We start from the raw sequence: 25685 nt of genomic DNA, 5'->3' as shown, positions 1-25685 counted from the left end.
CGGCTGAAGCGTAATGCAATACGGCAAATTCACAGTTATTTTTCATTCAATCGCCAGCCGACACGTGTAAGCCGAGCCGCCGAGTCCGGCAAACCGGCCATATACTCCCGCAATGCGGCGCCGACCCGGGCGGAACGGCAAGCGACATCGCGCGGTCAGCCTCGTCGGCGTGTTGACGGTCGCCACGGCGTTGATGTCGTGGCCGTCGCCTCCCCAGCGGCCGGACAACACCACGGTCGAGTTCCGGGCGGCCTCCGTCCCGACCCCCGCGCACGTGGTCATCGTGATCGAGGAGAACCGCTCACAAACGAACATCATCGGCAACAAGGCGGCCCCCTTCATCAACGAGCTGGCCGCGGGCGGCGCGATGATGGCGCAATCCTTCGCCGAGTTGCATCCCAGCGAACCCAACTACTACGCCTTGTTCGCCGGCAACACGCTCGTCACGGCGAACGTCTGTCCGGTCAACGGCGGCAACACGCCCAACCTCGGCTCCCAGTTACTCGGGGCGGGTCGCACGTTCGCGGGCTACGCGGAAGGCCTTCCGGAGGTGGGCTCGCCGGCCTGCAGCGCCGGGAAATATGCGCGCAAGCATGTGCCCTGGGCCAGCTTCACCAATATCCCGAGTTCCCGCTCGCTGCCGTTCTCCGCATTTCCGCCGCCCGGGAATTACGCCAGCCTGCCGACCGTCTCGATCGTCATCCCCAACCTCGACAACGACATGCACGACGGCTCGATCACTCAGGGCGACACCTGGCTGTATCAAAATCTGTCGCAGTACGCGTCGTGGGCGCGGGCCAACAACAGCCTGCTAATCCTGACCTGGGACGAGGACGACAACACCCCGCGCAATCAGATCCCCACGGTGTTCTACGGCGCGAGCGTCCGGCCCGGCATCTACAACGAGCCGATCAGCCACTACAACGTGCTGTCCACCCTCGAAGAGATGTACGGGCTGCCCAAGCTGGGGTACGCAACCCGGGCGCCCGCGATCACCGACATCTGGGGTGCCTAAACCGGACGTCGCCCGGGTCGTCGCTATTGTGTGCCGCATGGCTGCTGACCTCGTACCGATCCGCTTGAGCCTGACCGCCGGTGACCGGTACACCGTGTGGGCGCCCCGCTGGCGCGACGCCGGCGACGAGTGGGAGGCGTTCCTGGGCCGCGACGATGACCTCTACATCTTCGAGACACCCGCCGACCTGGTCGCGTTCGTGCGCACCAATACCGACAACGACCTTGTCGACCACCCGGCATGGAAAGAGCTGACCGAGGCCAACGCGCACAAGGTGACGCCGGGCGAGGACAAGCACTACGACCTCGTCGGCGTCGAAGACTTGGTGTCGGAGAAGCCGACCGAACAATCGGTGACCGCGCTGGCCGAGGCGTTCGCGATCGTGTCGTCGCTCGGCTCGGTCTGCGAGTTGCCGGCGGTGATGAAGTTCTTCAACGGCAACCCGACGCTGGGCACGCTCAGCGGCGGCATCGACCACTTCACCGGCAAAGCGGGCCTCAAGCGATGGAACGCGATCGCCGAGGTCGTCGCGCGCAGCTGGGACGACGTGCTCGGCGCCGTCGAGGCGATCGTCAGCATTCCCGACGTGGACTCGAAGGTCTCCGAAGCCGCCGCGGCCGAATTGGCCGAGCCGTTCGAAGATGAAGTGGTCGAGACTGCCGAGGACGACGCCACCGAAACCACCGAGGAGGCTGAAGCCGAGGAAGCTGAGGCCAAGGAGCCGAGCGCGTCCGGCGGAGAGATGGTGCTCGGCGGGGACGAGGACTTCTGGCTGAAGGTCGGCATCGACCCGATCCGGATCATGTCGAGCTCGGGCACCTTCTACTCGTTGCGCTGTTACTTCGACGATCGCCCGATCTTCTTGGGCCGCAACGGTCGAATCAGCGTGTTCACCTCCGAGCGGGCACTGGCCAGATATCTCGCCGACGAGCACGACCACGACTTGTCCGACCTGAGCACCTATGACGACATCCGCACGGCGGCAACCGATGGATCGCTTCGCGTCGACATCACCGACGACAACGTCTACGTCCTGACCGGCCTCGCCGACGACTTCGCCGATGGCCCGGACGCGGTGGACCGCGACCAACTCGACCTGGCGGTGGAGTTTCTCCGCGATGTCGGCGACTACGCCGAGGACAACGCCGTCGACAAGGCGCTGGAGACCGACCAGCCACTGGGCAAACTGGTCGCGTATGTGCTCGACTCCGACTCGGTGAGCGCGCCCAAGCCGCCGTACGCCGACGCTGTGCACGCCTGGGAAGAGCTCGAGGCTTTCGTTGATTCACGCTTGAGGCGCGAATAGCGGGTCGTCGATTAGGAACCGGGGAAGTTCACGTCCTTGGTCACCGATTTCCACTCCTCGATCGACGACGACATCGCGGCGATCTTGTCGCGCATCGCTTTCAGCACATCGCGGCCCAACAGCAGCCGCAGCGGGGGGTCGTCGAGTTCGGTCACCATCAGCACCGCTTCGGCGACCTTTCGCGGATCGCCGGGCAGGTGGTCGGCGAATTGCTTGATCAGGTCCTTGCGCGCCGCCACGTCCGCGTAATCGGCGATGGGAGTGGCTGATTCCTTCATCGAGCGCGTCGCCCAATCGGTGCGAAACGCGCCCGGTTCGATCGCGGTGACCTTGATGCCCAGCGGCCGGACCTCGGTGGCCAGCGCTTCGGTGACCGCTTCGAGCGCGAACTTGGTCGACGAGTAATACGCGTTGGGCGGGTTGGCCACCAGACCGGTCATCGACGAGATGTTGACGATATGGCCCGACCTTCGCGCCCGCATGGCCGGCAGCACCGCCTTGATCATGTTTACCGCGCCGAAGTAGTTGACGTCGAACAGTTTTCGGACCTCGGCGTCCTCGCCTTCCTCCACCGCCGACAGATAGCCGTGCCCGGCGTTGTTGACCAGCACGTCGATGCCGCCGAACGCGTTCTCGGCCGACGACACCGCCTCCGCGATCTGGCCGGCATCGGTCACATCCAGCGCGACGGCTACCGCGCGGTCACCGAACTCGTCGGCGATGTCCTGCACCGCCTCGGACCGTCGCGCGGTGACCACCGCACTGTGGCCGGCCGCTAGTACCGCGCGGGCGATCTCGCGCCCGAACCCGGTCGAGCACCCGGTGATCAGCCAGCGCCCCATCTCACGCCGTCCCTTCCGGCAGGCGACGCAGGTAGGCCGAACGCCGTTCGGCGAGTTCGGCTTTGCGCTGCTCCGCAGTCACCCGGGGCAGGCACGGCAGCTCGCTGTCGAGCCGGTCCAGCTTCACCACTCTGCCGCGGGCACCGAGGTCCTCACGCGGACCGGCCGCACCGAATTCGGCCATCCGCAGCGTGAGGATGCCTTCGCGCAGCCCGTCGGAGTCGATCCAGTTGGCCACCCCGGGATCGGTCGGCGAGATCACGTAGGTGTAGCTGCCGTCCTCATTGGCCACCGACTGCGCCTTGTTGAGGCTGCCGGTGCGGTCGACGATGTCCAGGGTGGTGCCCCAGATGTTGCTCAGCGGAACGGTGAAGTATTCGGCGCCGCCGTCGCTGAGGTCGACGACGAAGGCCTCGTCCGGGGCGAGCTCGAAACGACCCATCACGTAGACCTGATTGCGCATCGCACCGACCTTGTCGGCCGACCATGCCAGGTTGAAGTGATTGGGCGGCATCTTGTACACACCGTGGCTGAGCTTGCCGGTGAAGTTCGCGAAGTACTCCATCATCGCCGCCGTCGCCTCGGCCTGCTCGTCCAGCGTGCGCGCCGGTGTTACAGCAGGACCGCCGAGGCGTTGCACCTCAAAGTAATTCGGGTCGTCGCGGCCCCAGTCCAGCAGGACGTCGCGGATGTAGAACTCGTGCGCCTGGTTGGTCGACTGCACGTGGTTGGGCCGCCCGTCGGCAGGTCCGGCGTCGACGGTGATGGTGAAGCTGCCATCGGAGTCCACTTGCATGGTGCGGCCGTTGAGCACGTCGACGGTGCCCATGTGGGCATCCCACAGTGTGAAGTAGTTCTCCGTCATGCGGTGATCGCCGACCCGGCCGTGGATCTCGTAGCGTTCGTCGCCCGATATCGGGATTACCCGGTAGACGCTGTCGGGATTGTCGATCCCCCAACGTGATCCCGGGATACGGCGACCGTCGACCGGATGTGCGAGCCGCGTGATGCAGCTGACCTTCGGCCGCAGCTTGTCCTGATTCGACGACCATATCGCCGCGGAGAACATCACCTCGGCGAACGCCTCGTCGAAGCGCTCGCGCATCGCCGGTGAGGCCTTCGCCCGGCCCAGCCAGGTCTCCGCTACCGTGCGGTAGGCCGCGGTGACCGTGCGATGCTCGATCAACTCGAGCGCAGCCAATTCCTGCTCGTGCTGAGCCGCTGTCGCGACGGGGTCGTCTACCATGGGCTCTCCTCATTTCCCGACATATTGTTCAAAACGCTTGTTGTACAATGCGAATCGCTCGTCCACTTGCTCCGGCTTCAGGCCGTAGTCCGCCAGACCGTACGGTGGGCGCGCCGCCTCGCGCGGGCGTTCTTCCAACCAGCGCCGCATCGCCGCTTCGGCCTCGACGGTCAGCGGCAGGCCGATGGCGTCGTAGACCCGGGCCACCTGGCCGATCGGGTCGGCGACGGCGTCGTCGAAAGCGATGTCGGTCACCCGCGCGGCGACTCCGCCGGTTTCGCGGTCCCAGTGGTCACGTACTGCCATCGCGCGGTCGTTGGTCCAGCCCATCCGCTGCAACCACTGCGCGCCCACCCGGTCGACGTCCACTGTGTCGGCATGCATCGTATGCAGCGTTGCGTTCAGGCTGGCCCCCGAGGCGATCGTCGCGCGCGGATCACGATGCATATGCACGATGTGCAGGTCGCCGAACTGTGCCCGCAACTCGCCGAGATAGCCGAGGTGGGCCGGCGACTTGAGCACCCAACGCTCCGCGGTGACGCCGCGCTGCCGTTTCTGCCACTGCAAGAACTGCAACATCCGGCGCAGATACGTGTAAGCAGGGGTGAAATCCTGTGCGTCGAGCCAGGATCGGTAGTTCGGCAGGTGCGCGCCGGATTCGGGGACATGCGACAAGAACGCGTCGGCCAGGAAGACGATCTCCTCCTCGGCCTCCCGGGCATACATCGGATGAATGGCGAACAGGTCGGGCGCCAACTCGCGGGACTTGGCTTCGCGTCCTTCGCTGATCGCGATCCGCGGATCGACGCCGGTGAACGAATAGTCCAGACGGGGCACGGCTTCGACGACTTCCCAGCCGTACGCACAGTGGAAGCGTGGGTCGGCGGCCAACAACCGCTGCAACAGCGTGGTGCCGCTGCGCATCATCCCGACCACGACGACCGGCGCGACGATGCGTTCGGTGAGAATCTCCGGGTTCCGGCGAATCCACTCCTGAGCACGCAGTCGCATGCGCAGGCTGTGCACGATGCCCGCGCGCAGGATGAGCACGCCGATGTCGTTGAGGTCGGCGTGGACATAGTCGGCCAGCAGCGCATCCAGGGGCCGCTCGAAATCTCCTGGCCCCCAGTCTGTCAGCGACTCCTTGCGCTGGGCATCGACGAGCACGGCGGCCAGATCGAACGGGTCCACGCTCAGAACTTCAGGTGATGGCTGACATCGCCGACCTGGTCGACGAACATGATGCGACTGTCGAACCACCACACGCCGTCCAACCGGTGAAACGTGTCTTTGTAATGTCCGGTCACGATGACCTGTAGCGGCAAATCGGGCGTGGCCTGTGTGACGCAGTAGTAGGACCTGCTGTGTGCGGTGCCCTGCGCCTCGTCGATCTCGAGTTGCAGATTGCTGGTGTTGTGTCTGGTCTTCGGGGTGCCGTCATCGTAGATCCGGGTGGCCATCTCATACATCTTGCGCACTCCGGCGGCTCCCTCGAACACCGTCTCCGGCGGTCCGTTCTCGACTCCGCAGATGCGCCCGTGCGCGAACAGCCCGGCCACGCCGTCCAAGTCGCCGCCGTCGAGGAGTTCGGCGTAGCGGTAGATCAGGTTGGTGATCTCCTGCGCGCTATTAGTCATCGCGCCGCTCCTCCTCATCGCTCCGCTCTGCATCGTTGCCGGCGGTAGTCATCGCGCCGCTCTCCCCCGCAAGCGGGAGGTGCCCCCACCTCATCGCTCCGCTCTGCATCGTTGCCGGCGGTAGTCATCGCGCCGCTCTCCCCCGCAAGCGGGAGGTGCCCCCACCTCATCGCTCCGCTCTGCATCGTCGCCGGCGGCAGTCATATCTCCGAAATCCTGGCAGAACTGCCCCGAGTCTCGATCGTTTTGGGCTGAATCGGACGGTACGTTCCTCCCATGGGCGAACTAGACAACACGGTCGCGGTGATCACCGGCGCGGCACGTGGCCAGGGGCGAAGCCATGCCGTCGCCCTGGCCAAGCAGGGGGCCGACATCATCGCCGTCGACATCTGCGCCGATATCGAGACGATTCCCTACCCGCTGGCCACCAAATCCGATCTCGACGAGACCGTGCAACTGGTTCAGGACGCGGGCCGCAAGGCGGTGCCGGTGATCGCCGATGTCCGCGACCTGGATGGCCTGGAGGCCGGCGTGCAGACCGGCATCGACGCAGTCGGCGACGTCGACATCGTCATCGCCAACGCCGGAGTCGTGGCGATCGGCGATCCGCAGACCCGCTCCGAGCCGCTGTTCACCACGATCGTCGACACCAACCTCAAAGGGGTGTGGCACACGTTGCTGGCGACGGTGCCGTCGATCATCCGCAAAGGCAAGGGCGGGTCGGTCGTCCTGGTGAGCTCGTCGCAAGGCCTGATCGGCCGCGGCGGGGATGGCAGCACCGCGATGTTCGCCTACGCCGCATCCAAACACGGTGTGGTGGGACTGATGCGTTCGGCGGCAAATGCCTACGCGCAAAACAAGATCCGGGTCAACTCCGTACATCCCAGCGGAGTCGCGACACCGATGATCCTCAACGACTTCGTGATCAACGGGATGTTGGCGAATCCCAATCCGGCCGTCTCGCAGATGCTGCTGCCCGATGTGCCGCTGGTCGAGCCGCAAGACGTCACCGAAGCGGTGCTCTGGCTGGTCAGCCCGAGGGCGCGTTACGTGACGGGCATAACCATTCCGGTGGACGCCGGCCACGTCGTGATGTGACTAGCCGATGAGCACGGCGTAGCGCGGCTTGATCACCTCGTCGATGATCGCCAACCGCTCGTCGAACGGGATGAACGCCGACTTCATCGCGTTGATGGTGAACCGCTGCAGATCGGTCCAGCCGTAGCCGAATGCCTCGACGAGAAGCGCCATCTCACGAGTCATCGTGGTATCACTCATCAGCCGGTTGTCGGTGTTGACGGTGACCCGGAATCGGGTTCGGGCCAGCAGGTCGAACGGATGCTCGGCGATGCTGGCGACCGCGCCGGTCTGCACGTTGGAACTCGGGCACATCTCGAGCGGAATCCGCTTGTCCCGCAGGATCGATGCGAGCCGGCCCAGTCGCACCGAGCCGTCGCCCGACACGTCCATGTCGTCGACGATCCGCACCCCGTGCCCCAGCCGGTCGGCGCCGCAGAATGCGATCGCCTCCTGGATGGACGGCAGCCCGAACGCCTCACCCGCATGAATGGTGAAGCGGGCGTTGTTGTTTCGCATGTACTCGAAGGCATCCAGGTGCCGGGTCGGTGGGTAGCCGGCTTCGGCGCCGGCGATGTCGAACCCGACCACGCCTCTGTCGCGGAAGCGGATCGCCAACTCGGCGATCTCCCGGGACAGCGCGGCGTGACGCATCGCGGTGACCAGGCAGCGCACGACGATCGGATTCCCCGCCGCCGCGGCGGCCTTCTCCCCGTCGGCGAAACCGGCCAGCACCGCCTCGACGACAGCGTCGAACGACAGCCCACGGTTGATGTGCAATTCGGGCGCGAACCGTACCTCGGCGTAGACCACCGCATCGGCGGCCAGGTCTTCGACGCATTCGCAGGCCACTCGGTGCAGCGCCTCGGGAGTCTGCATCACCGCGACGGTGTGCGAGAACGGTTCGAGGTAGCGCTCCAGCGAGCCACTGTGCGACGCGGTGCGAAACCACAGGGCGAGCTCGTCGACGTCGGTGGCGGGCAGGCCGTCATATCCGGTCTGTCCGGCGATGTCGATCACGGTCGCCGGGCGCAGGCCGCCGTCGAGGTGATCGTGCAGCAGCGCCTTCGGCGCTCGTTTGATCGTCTCCAGGCTCGGCGGCGTCGTCACGACGTGATCCGATCGATGACGAGCGACCGCCGAGTGGGCGGGCTGTGGCCGATCGTGAAACCCGCGTTCAGCTCGGCCATCGCCTGCTCGAAACGTTCGGGGGTATCGGTGTAGAGCGTGAACAGCGGCTCGCCGGCGGCCACCGGGCTTCCGGGTTGCCGGTGGATCTGGAGGCCGGCGCCGGACTGGACCACTTCGCCCGGCCGGGACCTGCCCGCTCCGAGCCGCCACACCGCCAGCCCCACTGCCATCGCATCGATATCGCCCATTGTGCCGCTTCGGGCGGCGGTCACGGTTTCGGAGTACTTACCAACCGGCAACGGTATGGCCAAGTCGCCGCCCTGCGCGGCGATCAGCGCGCGAAACCGGTCCATCGCGGTGCCGTCCTGCAACGTCTGTGCGGGATCGCACCCGTCGATCCCGGCGAGCGCGAGCATCTCACGGGCCAGGCACACGGTCAGCTCGACCACGTCGGCCGGGCCGCCGCCGGCCAGCACTTCGAGCGCCTCGGCGACTTCGAGCGCGTTGCCGACAGCCGCGCCCAGCGGGCGGTTCATGTCGGTCAGCAGCGCGCAGGTCGGCAGCCCGTGCTCGGCGCCCAGCGCAACCATCGTTTCGGCGAGCTCGCGCGCCAACGGTTCGGACTGCATGAAGGCACCGGAGCCGACCTTGACGTCGAGCACCAGAGCGCCGGCACCTTCGGCGATCTTCTTGCTCATCACCGAGCTCGCGATCAGCGGCAGCGACTCGACCGTCCCGGTGATGTCGCGCAGCGCGTAGAGCTTGGCATCAGCGGGCGCCAGCTGCCCGGCCGCGAAGATGGCCGCACCGACGTCGTGAAGTTGTTGACGCACTTGATCGTTGGACACCACGCCGGAGAACCCGGCGATCGATTCCAGCTTGTCCAGGGTGCCGCCGGTGTGGCCGAGTCCGCGACCGGACGCTTGCGGCACCGCGGCGCCGCACGCGGCGACCACCGACACCAGCGGCAGCGTGATCTTGTCACCCACGCCGCCGGTGGAATGTTTGTCGACGGTCGGCAGTGGATTGCCGCCGCGGCGCAGAGCGGTGAAGTCCAGCCGCTCTCCGGAGGCCACCATGGCCGCTGTCCATCGCGCGGTCTCGCCGTAGTCCATGCCGCGCAGGAACACCGCCATCAGCAGCGCCGACATCTGTTCGGCGGCAATCCGCCCGTGGGTGTAGCCGTCGATCACCCAGTCGATCGCCTCGTCGGACAGCCGGCGGCCGTCGCGTTTGGTCCGGATCACCGTCGGAGCGTCGAAACTCACCCGCTGTCCTGCCGGTAGGCGTCGATATCCTTTGCACCGAATGCATCGGGCAGCAATTCACCGAGCGGCTTCGCCCCGTCGGGGTGGTCGATGAGCATGTCGGGTCCGCCGTGCTCCATCAACACCTGACGGCACCGACCGCACGGCATCAGCAGTTCGCCTCGACCGTCGACGCAGACCAGTGCCACCAGCGTGCCGCCGCCGCCAGTCGTATACAACGCGCACGCCACCGCGCACTCGGCGCACAGACCCAGCCCATAGGAGGCATTCTCGACATTGCAGCCGGTGATGATCCGGCCGTTGTCGACCAACGCGGCCGCGCCCACCGGGAACTTCGAATACTTGGCGTACGCCCCCTTTGACGCACGGATTGCCTCATCCCGCAGCCTTTTCCAGTCGATTGCGTCGGTCACGTTCGCGATACCACCCATGCTCGCCGTCGGCTAATTCACACGTCACTGTAGATCCGTGGGCGTCAGCCAGGCACACGACGTGACTAGTCCGAACGCAGTAGCGCGAGACGCGCTTGGTCGATCTGGTCCAGCGCGTATTGCGCCATCGCCGCATTGGTCATGCTGCTGCCGGTATGGGTCAGAGCATCGTAAGTGTTGTCGCCCAGCACTTCTCGGAGGTGCTCGATTGTGGCAGCGATCTCCGGAAACGTCGCGAGAGCAAAGGCGGTAGCTGCGAATCCGGCGACTGTTGCCGCGGGCTCGTATCGACCGATCCGGTCGAGATGGGCGGCAAGGACGCCTAGTGGGCTGACCATATGAGCGTAGCTGCCTGAGTTGTAGAAATTATTGATCGCACGTCGAGCAAGATCTGACCGCCGTGGCCGGCCGACATCACCCGCGCGGCGCGGTTGAGCACAGTGCCAAAATAGTCCGCGCCCTGCAACTCGGCTTCGCCGGTCGCTATGCCCATCCGCACGGGCAATTCGAGAGCCAGCTGCGCGGCACGCGCAGCTTCGACGGCACATCGTGGCGATGCGAACGCCGCACACACGCCATCACCGGTGTGCTTGAAACAGCCAACCCGCCTGACCCTCGACCGCGTCGCGCAACGCCTGGTCGTGGACAGCCAGGGCCGCACGCATCGCGACTGCGTCGGCCTCCCATCGACGAGTCGAGCCTTCGATGTCGGTGAAAAGGAAAGTGATGACGCCCGAGGGCGGGCTCAGCTCGCCGCCATCCATCGGAACACCCCCGCGTTTGTCGGGTGGCATCATGCTAGATCCGCAACCACGACGGTGGGCCTGTTTTCCCAGAGCTGTCACACCCGCGCGGGCTGCCTCGTCTGACTGGTATGACACAGAAAACGCGCATCGAACCCCTGCCTCCTCAACGGGCCAATTGGCTCATCCGCGCGATGTACCGGTATTCCAAGCGGCGCTTCGGCGAAGTCCCCGAGCCTTTCGCGGTAACGGCCCACCACCCGCGGCTGCTGGTCGCCAGCGCCGTGCACGAGACCATGCTGCAGTCGGCGTCGCGCACGCTGCCCGCCAGCGTGCGCGAGCTCGCGGTGTTCTGGACCGCACGCACCATCGGCTGCTCGTGGTGCGTCGACTTCGGGTCCATGTTGCAGCGCCTCGACGGATTGGACGTCGAGCGCCTCAAGGACATCGAGAACTACGCCACGTCTTCGCGTTTCACCGACGACGAGCGGGCCGCCGTCGCGTACGCCGATGCGATGACTACCGACCCGCATTCGGTCACCGACGACCAGGTCGCGGATTTGCGCCGCCGCTTCGGTGACGACGGGGTGATCGAACTGACCTACCAGATCGGTGTCGAGAACATGCGCGCCCGGATGAACTCGGCGCTGGGCATTACCGAGCAGGGCTTCAGTTCCGGTGCTAGCTGTCGCGTTCCGTGGGCTGAGTCCGCAACGGCGAACCAGTGAACTTGTCGGGGTTCGCGACATCCCATAGGGCGCCGACCTTTCCGTCGCGCACCGTGACGACAGTGATCCGCGGCATGATCGGCTGATATCCGTCATCACCCGGGGATCCCGCGGTGTACGCGCCGAGTTCGCCGTTGACCAGCGCCAGCTGGCTCGTCGTCATGAACGCGGGGCCGTAGCGCTGCGCGAGCCCGAACAGGAAGCGGGCCACCTTGTCCGGCCCGTGGATGACGCGGGGCGCTGTCGGCGCCTTGCGGTTGGAGTCCCCGGTAAACGTCACGTCCGGATGCAACAGGGCGACTGTGGCGACCAGGTCACCGGATGTGATGGCGGCCATCAGCTTTCCCACGACCTCGTTGTGCGACGTATCCGGTTTGGGCGGCGGCTCGGCGGCGACCGCCCGGCGTGCTCGCGAGCCCAGTTGGCGAGCGGCCGCCTCTGTGGTGCCCAGCACCTCTGCCACCTCGGCGAACGGCACCGCAAACCCGTCGTGCAGGACGAACGCGACTCGCTGGTCGGGCGACAGGCGTTCGAGCACCACCATCGCCGCAAACCGCGCATCCTCGTGGGCAACCACCACCGACAGCGGATCGCCGCCGTCGAATCCGGTGACCACCGGTTCCGGTAACCATTGGCCCACATAGCTTTCCCGGCGGTGCGCAGCCGACCGCAGCCGGTCCAGACCGAGTCGGCTGACGACCGTCGTCAACCAGGCACGCAGATCGCGGATCTCACCGTCATGCCCTACCCATCGCAGCCACGCGTCCTGCACGATGTCCTCGGCGTCGGTCACCGTGCCGGTCAGTCGGTAAGCGACTGACATCAGGTGCGGTCGCAACGCTTCGAATTCGCCGGCCTGATTGCCCGGCTCCTCCTCAGAACGCTGCGCCTTCCGCATCGTCACCGGGCCGGCCTGATTGCCCGGCTCCTCCTCAGAACGCTGCGCCTTCCGCATCGTCACCGGGTGACCTGCTGTGCTGAGGCCATACCGCGAGCGTATCTTGAGCCAGTGCACGTCTTGTCAGTTAATGTGGCCCGGCTCAGCACAAACCCCGATCCGCGCGCGCAGTCGAATCTGACGGGTATCGACAAGCGTCCCGTCGCCGAGCCCGTCCAGGTACGCCCGCCTGGCCAGACGCAAGATGATGCCAGCGGTCTGGTCGGCGACCACATCGGAAATACCAGGTTTCACGGCAAATCCGACCAAGCCGTCTACGCCTACGCCCGCGAAGACCTCGACAGCTGGGAAGCGCAACTCGGGGTCACGCTCGACAACGGAATGTTCGGCGAAAACCTCACCACCGTCGGTGTCGACCTGACCCAGACCCGGATCGGCGAACGATGGCGGATCGGGACCGGCACGCTGCTTCTCGAAGTCTCCGCCCCGCGCACACCGTGCCGGACCTTCGCGGCCTTCCTGAACCGGCCGCACTGGATCAGGACGTTCACCGAAGCCGGGGTGCCCGGGGCGTATTTCCGCGTGCTGTCCTCGGGTCAGGTGCAAGCGGGTGATGCAATCACGATCGAGCACCGCCCCGACCACAACGTCACCATCGGGCTGGCCTTTGCGGCCCGGATGAAAGACCCGAGCCTGGTTCCGGAGTTGTTGAAGGCCGACGCGCTGTCGGCCGAGCTGAAAAGCTTCGCACGGCAACGGGTTACATGACTGATCACCTCTGGCTGCACTTCGCCCGGCAGAGTCCCGGCGTCAGCCCGCCGATCATCACCCGCGGCGAGGGCGTAACGATCTTCGACGACGCCGGCAAGAGCTACCTGGACGGCCTGTCGGCTCTGTTCACGGTGCAGGTTGGTCACGGCCGCGCCGAGCTCGCGCAGGCCGCCGCTCGTCAGGCCGAGACACTGGCGTTCTTCCCACTGTGGGGATACGCGACGCCGCCGGCCATCGAGCTCTCCGAGCGGCTGGCCCGCTACGCTCCGGGCGATCTCAACCGGGTGTTCTTCACCAGCGGCGGCACCGAGGCGGTCGAGACGGCATGGAAAGTCGCCAAGCAGTTCTTCAAACTGACCGGCAAACCCGGTAAGCACAAGGTCATTTCGCGCGCCGTCGCCTATCACGGCACGACGCAGGGGGCACTGGCCATCACCGGCCTGCCGAAGTACAAGGCGCCGTTCGAACCGGTGACACCGGGCGGCTTTCGGGTGCCGAACACCAACTTCTATCGGGCGCCCGAACCGTTCGACGCCGACGCCAAGGCCTTTGGGCGATGGGCCGCCGACCGGATCGCCGAGGCCATCGAGTTCGAAGGACCCGACACCGTGGCCGCGGTGTTCCTCGAGCCGGTGCAGAACGCGGGCGGTTCGATACCGCCTCCGCCGGGCTACTTCGAACGGGTGCGGGAGATCTGCGACCACTACGACGTGCTGCTGGTCTCCGACGAAGTGATCTGCGCGTTCGGCCGCATCGGGTCGATGTTCGCCTGCACCGATTTCGGCTACGTGCCGGACATGATCACCTGCGCCAAGGGCATGACTTCGGGCTATTCGCCGCTGGGCGCGATGATCGCCAGCGAGCGGTTGTTCGAGCCGTTCTACGGCACCGACACGATGTTCGCGCACGGTTACACCTTCGGTGGCCATCCGGTATCCACCGCCGTCGCACTGGCCAACCTGGACATCTTCGAGCGGGAGGGCCTCAACGACCGGGTCAGGCAGCAGTCGCCCGCGCTGCGCGCCACTTTGGAGAAGCTGTACGACCTACCGATCGTCGGCGACGTCCGCGGCGAGGGCTACTTCTTCGGCATCGAGCTGGTGAAAGACAAGTCAAGCAAGCAGACCTTCGACGCCGACGAGAAGCGCGCGCTGTTGGGCCGGGTGTCCGCGGGCCTTTTCGAGGCCGGGTTGTATTGCCGCACAGACGATCGCGGCGATTCCGTCATCCAGCTCGCACCGCCGTTGATCAGCGGGCAAGCCGAATTCGACACCATCGAAGCCATCGTGCGCGGCGTGCTGACACAGGAGAGCGGCGCAATTGCCTAAGCCGGCGACGATGCAGAGCGAAGCGATGAGGAGGAGCGGCGCAATTGCCTAAGCCGGCGACGATGCAGAGCGAAGCGATGAGGAGGAGCGGCGCAATTGCCTAAGCCGGCGACGATGCAGAGCGAAGCGATGAGGAGGAGCGGCGCAATTGCCTAAGCCGCCTATCGATCCGATCCGGTGGCAACCGCCGCCGTCGCGGCCGCTGCCCGAGCCCGACCTGACCGCGACGCTGCACATCGTCGACGTGCCGGGCACCGCCGCCGAGGATGTGGTCGCCGACGCCCACGGCAACATCTGGACCGGCGTCGAAGACGGCCGGATCATCCGCATCGGCCCCGACGGCGGCTCCGTTGACGTGGTCACCGACACCGGCGGCCGGCCGCTGGGTCTGGCCGTCGCGCGGGACGGCCGGCTGTTGATCTGCGACAGCCACCGCGGCCTGCTCCGCTACGACCCCAGCACCGGGACCATGGAAACACTCGTCGCCGAAGTCGACGGACGGCCCTTGACGTTCTGCTCCAACGTCGTCGAATCATCATACGGCACAATATATTTCACCGAATCGACCAGTCGCTTTCACTACGAGTACTACAAGGGCTCGATCATCGAGGGCCGCGGATGCGGGTCGCTGTTCCGGCTCGACGCCGATGGCACGGTGACCGAACTCGCGTCCGGTCTCTACTTCGCCAACGGGGTGACGCTGACCGCCGACGAATCGGCTTTGGTATACGCAGAGAGCTCGGCCTGCCGGGTGTCCAAGTACTGGCTGACCGGCGACCGCGCTGGCACGATCGAGCCACTGGCGAACGAGCTGCCGGGCTATCCGGACAACATCTCCACCGGTCTCGACGGCCGGATCTGGGTGGCCCTGGTCTCAGACCGCAACGCGCTGAACGAATGGCTGGGGCCTCGCGCGCCGGTCATCCGCGCTGCGATGTGGCGGCTGCTGCCGTACAGCTGGCTACCCAACCCGAAGTCAACGGTGTGGGTGGTCGCGTTCGACCCCGACAACGGCCACGTGGTGGCCCAGTTGCACACCCAGCATCCGGAATTCGGCCTGGCCACCGGCGTGGTGGAGACACCGGGGCGATTGTGGCTCGGTCGCATCGCCGGGCCCGGCATTTGTTACCTCCCCATTGACAACAACAAATTTGTGCAACATCCGTAACACCAGTCACAGCGCGGCTCCGCAGAATTAGGCGTCTGATCGCCTAATCTGCTCAGACGATGCCTCTGTTACGTACTGCGTCATGCCTGGCAGCGGCCGGTTTCCTGCTGACCGCACCGGCTCTGCTCGGCATGCCCGTTGCGCAAGCCGAACCCGCTGTCGTCCACGACATGTGCCCGTTCAAGGTGGCCACCCCGCCGGCGGTCGACTCGTCGGAAGTCCCGCAAGCCGGCGACCCGCCGCTGCCGCTGCCGGTGCCCCCGTCGCCGGTCGGCGGTAATGCGCTCGGCAACTGCGGCGTCGTCACCGCCGCCGGCACGCCTCCGGTGCCTGGCGACGTCTCCGCGGACGCCTGGGTGGTGGCCGACCTGGACAGCGGCGCCATCATCGCCGCGCGGGACGCGCATGGTCGTCACCGCCCGGCCAGTGTCATCAAGGTGCTCGTCGCAATGGCGTCACTGCGCGAGCTCAACCTCAACAAGACCGTCGACGGCACGCCTGACGATGCCGCCGCGGAGGGCACCCGGGTCGGCGTTGCCCCGGGTGGCACCTACACCGTCAACCAGTTGCTACACGGCCTGCTGATGCATTCCGGCAACGACGCCGCGCACTCACTGGCCGTGCAACTGGGCGGCATGCCGGTCGCGCTGGAGAAGATCAATGCGCTGGCCGCCAGGCTCGGCGGCAAGGACACCCGCGCAGCGACGCCGTCGGGCCTGGACGGCCCGGGCATGAGCACGTCGGCCTACGACATCGGGCTGTTCTACCGATACGCCTGGGAGAACCCCACTTTCGCCGACATCGTGCACACCCAGAAGTTCGACTTTCCCGGCCACGCCGACCACCCCGGCTACGAGCTGGAGAACGACAACCAGCTGCTGTACCACTATCCCGGCGCGCTCGGCGGCAAGACCGGCTACACCGACGACGCCGGCCAGACGTTCGTCGGCGCCGCGAACCGGGACGGGCGGCGCCTGATGGCTGTGCTGCTGCACGGCACCCGCCAGCCGATAGCCCCGTGGCAACAGGCGGCCCATCTGCTGGACTACGGTTTCTCGACCGCGCCCGGGACCCGGGTCGGAACGCTGATCGAGCCCGACCCGTCGCTGGCCATACCCAAGGCCGCCGAACCGGGCAACCCCGCCGCCGGGGCCGCCGCCAACGCGGCCGCGCTGATCCCCGCCGCCGATGCGCTGCCGGTTAGGGTCGGCGTCGCGGTAATCGGTACGGTCGTCGTGTTCGGCTTGATTATGGTGGCTCGCTCGATGAACCGGCGGCCGCAGCACTAGGCAGCGGCAGGGGGCCGAGGCGGCCACCCCGGAAGGAAGATTGTGAGCCGCATCGGCGAGTCTGTACGAGCGCGACGACGGTTGCTGATCGCTCTTGCGGCAGCGAGCCTGGGCATCGTCTGCGGCTACGACATGTCGAACATCTCCGGTGCGCTGCTGTTCATCGCCGACGACTTCAAGCTGACCATCCACCAGCAAGAAATGTTGACCACGACCGTGGTGATCGGACAGATCTGCGGCGCGCTGTCCGGCGGCGTGCTCGCCAATGCGATCGGGCGCAAGAAGTCGATGATGCTGGTGGCGGGCGGCTACGCGATTTTCGCGTTGCTGGCCGCCTGGTCGGAGTCGATGCCGCTGCTGCTGACCGCACGCCTGCTGCTCGGCGTGACCATCGGGCTGTCGGCGGTGGTGGTCCCGGTGTTCATCGCCGAGTCGGCGCCGGCGCGGGTGCGCGGCGCGATGCTGGTGACCTATCAGGTGGCGACGGTGCTGGGCATCATCGCCGGCTACCTCGTCGCGTATCTGCTGGCGGATTCGCACGACTGGCGGTGGATGCTCGGGTTGGCCTCCGTACCCGCGCTGGTGGTGCTGCCGATGCTGGCCCGGATGCCCGACACCGCCCGGTACTACCTATTCAAGAACCGGGTTGACGACGCCCGCCGGGCACTGCTGCGGGTCGAACCCAACCGCGACGTCGAGCAGGAACTCACCGAGATCGCCGAGGCGATGCGCGAAGAAGTCGGCGGGAAATTCGTCGAGATGCTGCGCCCGCCATATCTGCGGGCCCTGATCTTCGTCGTCGGCCTTGGCTTCTTCGCCCAGCTGACCGGGATCAACGGGATCATCTATTACAGCCCACGGCTCTTCGAGTCGATGGGATTCCAGGGCAAATTCGCCTTGCTGGTGCTGCCCGCGCTGGTGCAGCTGGCGTCGCTGGTCGCGGTACTGGTGTCGTTGTTCCTCGTCGATCGGCTCGGACGGCGGCCCATCCTGCTGTCCGGTATCGCCGCGATGATTGTCGGCGACGCCGTGCTGGTCGGTGTCTTCGCCGCCAACTCCAGCGCCGTCTCAGGATTCGGCTACGTCGGCCTGCTGCTGTTCACCATGGGTTTCACGTTCGGATTCGGGGCGCTGGTCTGGGTTTACGCCGGTGAGGCCTTCCCCGCGCACCTGAGGTCATTGGGCTCCAGCGCGATGCTGACCGCCAACTTGTCGGCCAACGCGCTGGTCGCCGGGGTGTTTCTGACGATGCTGCACACCCTGGGCGGCGCCGGCACGTTCGCCGTGTTCGGCTTGTTGGCAACGGTCGGATTCGTTCTGGGCTACCGGTTCGCCCCGGAAACCAAGGGCCGACAGCTCGAAGAGATTCGCCGCTTCTGGGAGAACGACGGCCGCTGGCCTGACGAAATCGACAGTACGACAACGGATGTGCAAGCATGCCGCTGATCGCGGCAGGCACTGTCGTACTCGAGCAAGGCGTCTGCCGGCCGGGCTGGGTGCACACCGCCGGCCCGCAGGTCGTCGGCTGCGGTCCGGGCGCCCCGCCGGGTGTTCCCGATGTCGATCTGCCCGACGCGGTGATCGTTCCCGGCTTCGTCGACATCCACGTGCACGGTGGCGGCGGTGCGTCGTATCTCGACGGCGACATCTCAGAGATCATGCGAGCGGCGAGTTTTCACCGCGGGCACGGCACGACGACCACGCTGGCGAGCCTGATCACAGCCGACGCCGCTGACCTTCTTCGCGGGGTGCGGGCACTCGCCGAGGCGACCCGGGACGGCGCGATCGCCGGTATTCATCTCGAAGGCCCGTGGCTGAGCGCGGTGCACTGCGGCGCACACGACCACACCCAGTTGCGCGACCCCGTGCCGGCCGAGATGGACGCGCTGCTGGCGGCCGGCGACGGCGCCATCAGGATGGCCACCCTAGCGCCCGAACGCAGCGGCAGCGACGCGGCGATCGCCCGGCTGGTTGACGCTGGAGTGGTTGTCGCCCTTGGCCATACCGATGCCAGTTACCAGCAGACCCGCCGCGCCATCGACCTCGGCGCGACGGTCGGCACCCACCTGTTCAACGCGATGCGGCCGCTGCATCACCGCGAGCCCGGTCCCGCGCTGGCACTGCTGGAAGACGCCCGGGTCACCGTCGAGTTGATCGCCGACGGCGTGCACGTCCACCCCGCGGTCGTACACGCAACGACCAGGGCCGCAGGCGCCGACCGGGTGGCCCTGGTCACCGACGCCACCGCAGCGGCGGGCCTCGGCGACGGCGAATTCCGGCTCGGCACAACGCCGGTCGACGTCGTCGACGGGGTCGCGCGTGTCCGCGGTACGTCGACGATTGCGGGCAGCACCGCGACGATGGACCGGCTGTTCCGCACCGCGGCCCGCTTCGGGTCTGACCCGGACGCAGCACTCACCGCCGCGGTGGGGCTGACATCGACGACCCCGGCCAGAGCACTGGGCCTGGATGACGCTGGCAACCTACGCGTCGGGGCACAGGCCAATCTGGTTGTGCTGGACGGTGATTTACGGGTCGCCGCCGTCATGGCACACGGCAGCTGGTTGGCGGACGACTAGCCGGAGCTTGTCGGCACCGGCTGGTGCGCGGCGTCCTCCGCGCGCCCGAACAGGAATGGGTAAGCGATGCCGGCGATCGCCCCGCCGATCAGCGGCGCCAGCCAGAACACCCACAGCTGCGCGGGAGCGCCGTTGCCGTTGAAGAACGCCACAGCGGTGGACCGGGCCGGGTTGATCGACGCGTTGGAGATCGGAATGGCGACCAAGTTGGTGAGCGCCAACGCGAACCCGATGGACACGCCGGCGAAGCCCTTCGGCGCCCGCTCGTCGGTCGAGCCGAGGATGACGAGCAGAAAGAGGGCTGTCAAAACGATCTCGGCGAGGATGACTGCACTCAGTGGATAGCCACCGGGGGAATTTTCGCCATAGCCGTTGGCCCCTAAATGCCCGGTAGCCACGAAACCGGGCTTGCCGGCGGCGATGTAGTAGATCACCAGTCCGGCGAGCAAGCCACCGATCACCTGGACGATCCAGTACGCAGGCAGAATTTTCCACTGCACGCGGTGAGCCAATGCGGCCCCCAGGGTGACGGCCGGGTTGAAATGCCCGCCCGAGATCGCTCCGAACGCGTACACGCCGGTCAGTACGGTCAGACCGAACGCCAGGGACACGCCGAGGTAGCCGATGCCCAATGGGTAGAGATCGGCGCTGTGGGCCTGCGCCGCGAAAACCGCGCTGCCAACGCCACCAAGCACCAGCCAAAAGGTGCCGATCGTTTCCGCTGCCAGTTTATGGAAGAGGTTTGGTTCTGACATCGCCTACCCGCCTTTGCGTACAGCAATCGTCCGTGCCCCTGAGGATGACACGCCCGAAGACAGACTCGCTTTGTCGTGGCTGAATCGTGTCGGTAAAGAGACAACCGTGATGCTAATTCTTCTTCCGCCTGAGCAGCCTCGAAACACCAAGTGCACCAGCCGCTCCCACCGCCACCGCCGCGACTGTCGCTTTGGTGACGAGTTGCTCGTCCAGATGCGCTCTGGGTGTGATAACCGCAAGCTCCGGCGGCTCGACCGGCGCCTCGGTCGAGTTCTCCGTCGACGTCGCCGCCCACGCGGTGGCGAACAGCAGCAGGCGCGCGGTCACATAGGCGAACACCATCAAACCCAGCACCGGGCCGAACGTCGCACCGGCCGGGCTTCGCAGCACCGATCTCAGATAGATCGAGGCGACCAACTTGAACACCTCGAAGCCGACGGCGGCCAGCAGCGCAGCACGGATCGAACTCTTGAAATCGACTGGCTCCCTGGGTAACCGGGCGATCATCCAGGAGAACACCAACCACGACAGCAGAAATGACACCAGCACCGACACCGCGCGCAGGATCCCGTCCAGCACCGGCGCATTGTGAATGCCGACCCACCCCAACACCTTGGCCATCGACGCCGCACCGGTCAGCGCACTGAGCGCCAAGGTGGCGACGATCGCCACGAACGACGAGACCATCGCGCCGAGGTCGGAGAACTTGGTGCGAATGTATCCGTGCGAACCGTCGGTCTGCCGCCACATCTCGGTCAGCGCCACCCGCAGATTGCTCATCCAGTTCAGACCGACCCACACCGCAACGGTCAAACCGATCACACCGACCGAGGCCCGCGCGTCGATCGCCGAATCCATCAGGTCAAGCAACTGCTGCCCCAGTGCGCCGGGCACCGCGGACCTGACCTTGTTGTCGATCCCGGCAAGCAGATCGGGCCGGTGCGACAGCAGGAAACCGGCGACGCTGAAACCGATCATCAGCAACGGGAACAACGCGAAAATGGTGTAGTACGTCAGACCGGCGGCGAAGAAGTTGCCCAGTGTCTCGTCGAACCAGTCGTTGGCCCGCATCGTGTGGTCGAACCACCCGAACCGCGCCCGCAGCCGATCCACGATTCCTGGCTTGCCCGGTTCGCTCATGATGACCCGCTAGGGACGTCTCGGCAGGAATCCGAGCCGGTCGTAGACCCGGTCGATCGTCTTTGCGGCCACATCCTCGGCGCGCGCCGCACCGACGGCGAGCACATTCTCCAGTTCGGTTGGGTCCGTTAGTAATTCGTCGACGCGAGCCTTGAGCGGGGTCACGAATTCCACCACCGCCTCGGCGGTGTCCTTCTTGAGGTCGCCGTAGCCGCGGCCAGCGTAATCCTGGACCAGCGTGTCGATCCCGGTGCCGGTGACCGCCGACTGAATGCTCAGCAGATTCGACACCCCGGGCTTGGCGTCCGGGTCGTAGCGGATGTCGCGGTCGCTGTCGGTCACCGCCGAGCGAATCTTCTTGGCAGACCGGGCCGGATCGTCGAGCAGATTGATCAGCCCGGCGTCGGTGGCAGCGGACTTGCTCATTTTCGACGACGGGTCCTGCAGGTCGTAGATCTTGGCGGTGGCGTTGGGGATGAGCAGTTCGGGGACCACGAAGGTGTCCGGGAATCGGCTGTTGAACCGTTGCGCGACGTCGCGGGCCAGCTCCAGGTGCTGGCGCTGGTCTTCACCGACCGGCACCAGTTCGGCGTCGTAGGCCAGCACGTCGGCCGCCTGCAGCACCGGATAGGTGAACAGGCCCACCGTGGTGGCGTCGCTGCCCTGCTTGGTCGACTTGTCCTTGAACTGCGTCATCCGCGAGGCCTGACCGAACCCGGTGAAGCAGCCCAGCACCCAGGCCAGCTGGGTGTGTGCAGCGACTTGGCTCTGCACGAAGACCGTGCTGCGCGCGGGGTCAACACCCAGCGCCAAATACTGCGCGGCGGTCACCAGGGTGCGGCGCCGTAACACGTCCGGGTCCTGCGGGACGGTGATCGCATGCAGGTCGACGACGCAGAAAAATGCATCGTGGTCGTCCTGCAAGTGGGCCCACTGAGTGACGGCACCCAGCGCGTTTCCGAGGTGAAGCGAATCGGAGGTGGGCTGTACACCGGAAAACACCCTGCGTACACCAGTAGCGGTAGTCGTCATGATGCGTCAATCTTTTCACGCGGAAACCACCCCTTCTTGCAGTACCGCCGGTATCGCCTTTAGGGTCGGCTGCATGACGAGCCGCGCTCCAATTCATCTCGGGTCTGGTGAACCGGTGCTGATGCTGCACCCCTTCCTGATTTCCCAGCTGGTGTGGGAGAAGGTGGCCCCGCAGTTGGCCGACACCGGCCGCTACGAGGTGTTCGCCCCGACCATGGCCGGTCACCACGGTGGGCCACGGTCGGGCACCTGGTTTCTGAGCTCCGCAGTCCTGGCCGACCACATTGAGCGGCAACTCGACCAACTGGGCTGGGACACGGCCCACATCGTCGGCAACTCGCTCGGCGGCTGGGTGGCCTTCGAACTGGAACGTCGTGGCCGGGCGCGGACGGTCACCGGCATCGCCCCGGCCGGCGGCTGGCATCGATGGAGCCCGACGAAGTTCGAGGTGATCGCCAAGTTCGTCGGCGGTATGCCGGTATGGGTGCTCGCACACCTGCTCGGTCCGCGACTATTGCGCCTGCCGCTGAGCCGGAAGATCGGCACCCTGCCCATCAGCGGATCGCCCGACGGCATCAGCGAGGACGAACTGCTTCAGGTCGTCGACGACCTGAAGCACTGCCCGGCCTACTTTCAGCTGCTGCTCAAATCGCTGCTGATGCCCGGGCTGATGGAGTTGGCGGAGACCGACGTCCCCACGCATCTGGTGCTCTGCGAGAAAGACCGGGTCGTCCCTCCGGAAAAGTTCAGCGGGCATTTCATCAACCACCTGCCCCCGGCGAACAAGGTCACAACACTCGCCGGCGTCGGGCACATCCCGATGTTCGAGGCGCCGGCGCTGGTCACCGAGGTCATCGCCGGATTTCTCGACGAGCACATCCCGCCGATCCGGGCGCTGGACCAGCCGACTGCCTAGCTCTCTGCGAGAGCGCCGTCCCGCCCCGCGGTCAGCTGGTTGAGTCGGCCAGCGCGTCGTTGAGCGTCTTGCTGGGCCGCATCACCGCGGTCGTCTTCTCCCGGTCCGGCTGGTAGTAGCCGCCGATGTCGACTGCCTCACCCTGCACTTCGGCGAGCTCGGCCAGGATTTTGTCTTCGTTGCGGCCCAGCGCTTCGGCCAGCACGGCGAAGTGCTTCTGCAGCTCTTCGTCGTCGTGTTGCGCGGCGAGTTCCCGGGCCCAGTACAGCGCCAGGTAGAACTGGCTGCCGCGGTTGTCGAGCTCGCCGGTCTTGCGCGACGGACTCTTGTTGTTCTCCAGCAACTTCCCGATCGCCTTGTCCAGCGTGACGCCGAGAATCTTGGCGCGCTCGTTGCCGGTCTTGATCCCCACGTCCTCGAAACACGCTCCCAGCGCCAGGTATTCACCGAGGGAATCCCAGCGCAGGTGGTTCTCCTCGACCAGTTGGTGGACGTGCTTGGGCGCCGATCCACCCGCGCCGGTCTCGTACATGCCGCCGCCGTCCATCAGCGGGACGATCGACAGCATCTTCGCGCTGGTGCCCAGCTCCAGGATCGGGAACAGGTCAGTCAGGTAGTCGCGCAAGATGTTTCCGGTCGCGGCGATGGTGTCCTGCCCGCGCATCGCGCGTTCGATGGTGTGCCGCATGGCCCGTTCCTGCGACATGATCTGGATGTCTAGGCCCTCGGTGTCGTAATCGGCCAGGTATGTGTTGACCTTCGTGCGCAGCTCGTTCTCGTGCGGACGCTCCTGGTCCAGCCAGAACACCACCGGCATGCCGGAGTTCCGCGCCCGGTTGACGGCCAGCTTGACCCAGTCGCGGATCGGCTCGTCCCTGACGATCGGCATCCGCCAGATGTCGCCGGCTTCGACGTTCTGGGTCAGCAGAACCTCACCGGTCTCGAGGTCGACGATGTTGGCGACGCCCTCTTCGGGAATCTCGAATGTCTTGTCGTGCGAGCCGTATTCCTCGGCCTGCTGCGCCATCAGGCCGACGTTGGGAACGGTGCCCATCGTCGTCGGGTCGAACTGGCCGTGCGTCTTGCAGAAGTTGATGATCTCTTGATAGATGCGGGAGAAGGTGGACTCCGGGTTGACCGCCTTGGTGTCCTTCTGCCGTCCGTCGGCGCCGTACATCTTGCCGCCCGCGCGGATCATCGCCGGCATCGACGCGTCGACGATCACGTCGCTGGGTGAGTGAAAGTTGCTAATGCCCTTGGCCGAATCCACCATCGCCAGCTCGGGCCGGTGTTCGTGGCAGGCGTGCAGGTCGCGGATGACCTCGTCGTGCAGCGACGCCGGCAGCGACTCGATCTTGTCGTACAGATCAGCCAGACCGTTGTTGACGTTGACGCCGAGCTCGTCGAACAGCTCCTGGTGCTTGGCGAACGCCTCTTTGTAGAAGATCTTCACCGCGTGACCGAACACGATCGGGTGCGAGACGCGCATCATGGTCGCCTTGACGTGCAGTGAGAACATCACGCCGGTCTCGTAGGCGTCTTCCATCTGCTGTTCGTAGAACTCGCAGAGCGCCTTCTTGCTCATGAACATGCTGTCGATGACATCGCCGTCCAGCAGCGAGACCTTGGGTTTGAGCACGATCGTCTCGCCGCCCTTGGTCTTGAGCTCCATCTTCACGTCGCGCCCGCGGTCCAGCGTCATCGACTTCTCGCCGTGGTAGAAGTCCCCGTGCCGCATGGTGGCCACGTGCGTGCGTGACGCCTGCGACCACTCGCCCATGCTGTGCGGGTGCTTGCGGGCGTACTCCTTGACCGCGTTGGGCGCACGACGGTCCGAATTCCCTTGCCGGAGAACGGGGTTCACCGCGCTACCGAGACACTTCGTGTAACGGTCGCGAATCTCCTTCTCCTCGTCCGTCTTTGGCGAGTGCGGAAAGTCGGGGATCTTGTACCCCTTGCCCTGCAGCTCCTTGATCGCCGCGAGCAGCTGCGGCACCGAGGCACTGATGTTGGGCAGCTTGATGATGTTGGTGTCGGGCTCGTGGGTCAGCCGGCCCAGCTCGGCCAGATTGTTCGGGACCCGCTGCTCCTCAGTGAGCTCCTCGGGGAACTCGGACAGGATCCGAGTGGCGACCGAGATGTCACTGGTCTTGATCTCGATGCCTGCCGGTTCCGCGAAAGCTCGCACGATCGGCAGGAACGCGTACGTCGCCAGCAGCGGCGCCTCGTCGGTCAACGTATAGATGATGGTGGGCTTATCGGCGCACACTGTCTGTCTCCCGGCGTCATTAGAGGTCAGAGTTTGAGGAGCTAAGCGTTCTCGCTGCCACGTTATCAAGGGGTTTTGCTCCGGTGTTGCCTCGCACGGGCGCTGGGGCGATTCG

Annotated in this window: 23 protein-coding genes and 3 pseudogenes; 11 read left to right on the top strand and 15 right to left on the bottom strand. The window is 66.0% G+C overall.

From position 1 onward, the window contains the following. Window positions 1-112 precede the first annotated feature (112 nt). Together G6N27_RS22090 and satS are read left to right on the top strand one after the other, a co-directional pair. Complete coding sequence (locus G6N27_RS22090) at window positions 113-1015, top strand: alkaline phosphatase family protein (RefSeq protein ID WP_163780137.1); 903 nt, start codon at window positions 113-115, stop codon at window positions 1013-1015. A 37-nt stretch (window positions 1016-1052) separates the two neighbouring features. Next, on the top strand, window positions 1053-2321 hold the full coding sequence (satS, locus tag G6N27_RS22085; RefSeq protein WP_163780135.1) for a protein export chaperone SatS: 1269 nt from the start codon (window positions 1053-1055) through the stop codon (window positions 2319-2321). Between the two features lie 11 nt (window positions 2322-2332). Here satS and G6N27_RS22080 read toward each other — a convergent pair whose 3' ends face one another. From G6N27_RS22080 to G6N27_RS25415, 5 genes and pseudogenes are all read right to left on the bottom strand, one after another. After that, window positions 2333-3163 (bottom strand): oxidoreductase, encoded by an 831-nt coding sequence (locus G6N27_RS22080; RefSeq protein WP_163780133.1) that lies wholly within the window; start codon window positions 3161-3163, stop codon window positions 2333-2335. A gap of 1 nt (window position 3164) precedes the next feature. After that, on the bottom strand, window positions 3165-4409 hold the full coding sequence (locus tag G6N27_RS22075) for a DUF1214 domain-containing protein (protein WP_163780131.1): 1245 nt from the start codon (window positions 4407-4409) through the stop codon (window positions 3165-3167). Window positions 4410-4418: 9 nt separating this feature from the next. Further along, window positions 4419-5600 carry a sulfotransferase family protein gene (locus G6N27_RS22070; protein WP_232064745.1) on the bottom strand — a complete coding sequence of 394 codons (1182 nt, stop codon included), beginning with the start codon at window positions 5598-5600 and terminating at the stop codon, window positions 4419-4421. A gap of 2 nt (window positions 5601-5602) precedes the next feature. Then, entirely contained in the window at window positions 5603-6046 is a 444-nt protein-coding gene (locus G6N27_RS22065; RefSeq protein ID WP_163780129.1) for a nuclear transport factor 2 family protein, read from the bottom strand. Between the two features lie 49 nt (window positions 6047-6095). Further along, window positions 6096-6231 (bottom strand): annotated as a pseudogene (locus G6N27_RS25415) (hypothetical protein); the annotation flags it as partial. A 91-nt stretch (window positions 6232-6322) separates the two neighbouring features. On the opposite strand from G6N27_RS25415, the gene G6N27_RS22060 reads away from it, so the two are divergent. Further along, window positions 6323-7144 (top strand): mycofactocin-coupled SDR family oxidoreductase, encoded by an 822-nt coding sequence (locus G6N27_RS22060; protein WP_163780127.1) that lies wholly within the window; start codon window positions 6323-6325, stop codon window positions 7142-7144. Here the strand turns inward: G6N27_RS22060 and G6N27_RS22055 are convergent, their stop codons facing one another. The 5 genes and pseudogenes from G6N27_RS22055 to G6N27_RS22035 all read right to left on the bottom strand — a co-directional run. Then, complete coding sequence (locus G6N27_RS22055) at window positions 7145-8233, bottom strand: adenosine deaminase (protein WP_163780125.1); 1089 nt, start codon at window positions 8231-8233, stop codon at window positions 7145-7147. Continuing rightward, the gene (locus G6N27_RS22050; RefSeq protein ID WP_163780122.1) at window positions 8230-9522 is read right to left on the bottom strand and encodes a thymidine phosphorylase; all 1293 of its coding nucleotides are present in this window, start codon (window positions 9520-9522) and stop codon (window positions 8230-8232) included. Before G6N27_RS22050 ends, G6N27_RS22055 begins: the two co-directional genes overlap by 4 nt. Then, entirely contained in the window at window positions 9519-9953 is a 435-nt protein-coding gene (locus G6N27_RS22045; protein ID WP_163780120.1) for a cytidine deaminase, read from the bottom strand. Before G6N27_RS22045 ends, G6N27_RS22050 begins: the two co-directional genes overlap by 4 nt. Before the next feature lie 65 nt (window positions 9954-10018). Beyond that, window positions 10019-10291, bottom strand: a complete 273-nt coding sequence (locus G6N27_RS22040) for a hypothetical protein (protein ID WP_163780118.1) — start codon at window positions 10289-10291, stop codon at window positions 10019-10021. A gap of 41 nt (window positions 10292-10332) precedes the next feature. Further along, window positions 10333-10717 (bottom strand): annotated as a pseudogene (locus G6N27_RS22035) (adenylate/guanylate cyclase domain-containing protein); the annotation flags it as partial. Between the two features lie 77 nt (window positions 10718-10794). Here G6N27_RS22035 and G6N27_RS22030 point away from each other — a divergent pair. Then, window positions 10795-11424 (top strand): annotated as a pseudogene (locus G6N27_RS22030) (carboxymuconolactone decarboxylase family protein); the annotation flags it as partial. On the opposite strand, the gene G6N27_RS22025 reads toward G6N27_RS22030, so the two are convergent. Next, complete coding sequence (locus G6N27_RS22025; protein WP_163782157.1) at window positions 11378-12322, bottom strand: sigma-70 family RNA polymerase sigma factor; 945 nt, start codon at window positions 12320-12322, stop codon at window positions 11378-11380. The pseudogene G6N27_RS22030 and the gene G6N27_RS22025 sit on opposite strands and share 47 nt — an antisense overlap. Window positions 12323-12433: 111 nt before the next feature. Here G6N27_RS22025 and G6N27_RS22020 point away from each other — a divergent pair, with 111 nt between their 5' ends. From G6N27_RS22020 to nagA, 6 genes are all read left to right on the top strand, one after another. After that, complete coding sequence (locus G6N27_RS22020; protein ID WP_232064743.1) at window positions 12434-13090, top strand: MOSC domain-containing protein; 657 nt, start codon at window positions 12434-12436, stop codon at window positions 13088-13090. Continuing rightward, window positions 13087-14421: an aspartate aminotransferase family protein gene (locus G6N27_RS22015; RefSeq protein ID WP_163780114.1), complete on the top strand. Its 1335-nt coding sequence runs from the start codon at window positions 13087-13089 to the stop codon at window positions 14419-14421. Before G6N27_RS22020 ends, G6N27_RS22015 begins: the two co-directional genes overlap by 4 nt. 148 nt (window positions 14422-14569) lie before the next feature. Continuing rightward, on the top strand, window positions 14570-15589 hold the full coding sequence (locus G6N27_RS22010) for an SMP-30/gluconolactonase/LRE family protein (RefSeq protein WP_170308183.1): 1020 nt from the start codon (window positions 14570-14572) through the stop codon (window positions 15587-15589). 59 nt (window positions 15590-15648) lie between these two features. Next, the gene (locus tag G6N27_RS22005) at window positions 15649-16878 is read left to right on the top strand and encodes a D-alanyl-D-alanine carboxypeptidase family protein (protein ID WP_163780112.1); all 1230 of its coding nucleotides are present in this window, start codon (window positions 15649-15651) and stop codon (window positions 16876-16878) included. Window positions 16879-16920: 42 nt separating this feature from the next. Next, window positions 16921-18324, top strand: coding sequence for a sugar porter family MFS transporter (locus tag G6N27_RS22000; protein ID WP_232064741.1), 1404 nt, complete (start codon window positions 16921-16923; stop codon window positions 18322-18324). Next, a complete protein-coding gene (nagA, locus tag G6N27_RS21995) occupies window positions 18315-19457 on the top strand; it encodes an N-acetylglucosamine-6-phosphate deacetylase (RefSeq protein WP_163780110.1) in 1143 nt (380 codons plus the stop codon). Before G6N27_RS22000 ends, nagA begins: the two co-directional genes overlap by 10 nt. Here nagA and aqpZ read toward each other — a convergent pair. The 3 genes from aqpZ to trpS all read right to left on the bottom strand — a co-directional run bounded on the left by aqpZ (window position 19454) and on the right by trpS (window position 22385). Continuing rightward, window positions 19454-20212 carry an aquaporin Z gene (gene aqpZ, locus G6N27_RS21990; protein WP_163780107.1) on the bottom strand — a complete coding sequence of 253 codons (759 nt, stop codon included), beginning with the start codon at window positions 20210-20212 and terminating at the stop codon, window positions 19454-19456. The two genes, nagA and aqpZ, sit on opposite strands and share 4 nt — an antisense overlap. 112 nt (window positions 20213-20324) lie before the next feature. Then, window positions 20325-21353 (bottom strand): inner membrane protein YhjD, encoded by a 1029-nt coding sequence (gene yhjD, locus G6N27_RS21985; RefSeq protein WP_163780105.1) that lies wholly within the window; start codon window positions 21351-21353, stop codon window positions 20325-20327. A 9-nt stretch (window positions 21354-21362) separates the two neighbouring features. After that, window positions 21363-22385, bottom strand: a complete 1023-nt coding sequence (trpS, locus tag G6N27_RS21980; RefSeq protein WP_163780103.1) for a tryptophan--tRNA ligase — start codon at window positions 22383-22385, stop codon at window positions 21363-21365. 73 nt (window positions 22386-22458) lie between these two features. Here trpS and G6N27_RS21975 point away from each other — a divergent pair, with 73 nt between their 5' ends. Beyond that, window positions 22459-23301, top strand: a complete 843-nt coding sequence (locus tag G6N27_RS21975) for an alpha/beta fold hydrolase (protein ID WP_179963319.1) — start codon at window positions 22459-22461, stop codon at window positions 23299-23301. Window positions 23302-23332: 31 nt separating this feature from the next. Here G6N27_RS21975 and G6N27_RS21970 read toward each other — a convergent pair whose 3' ends face one another. Beyond that, window positions 23333-25570: an NADP-dependent isocitrate dehydrogenase gene (locus tag G6N27_RS21970; RefSeq protein WP_163780101.1), complete on the bottom strand. Its 2238-nt coding sequence runs from the start codon at window positions 25568-25570 to the stop codon at window positions 23333-23335. Between the last annotated feature and the right edge of the window lie 115 nt (window positions 25571-25685).

The sequence above is a fragment of the Mycobacterium cookii genome, assembly GCF_010727945.1.
Taxonomy (GTDB): Bacteria; Actinomycetota; Actinomycetes; order Mycobacteriales; family Mycobacteriaceae; genus Mycobacterium; species Mycobacterium cookii.
Note: the sequence above shows the minus strand (reverse complement) of the source record. Positions and strands in the feature narration are given on the sequence as shown.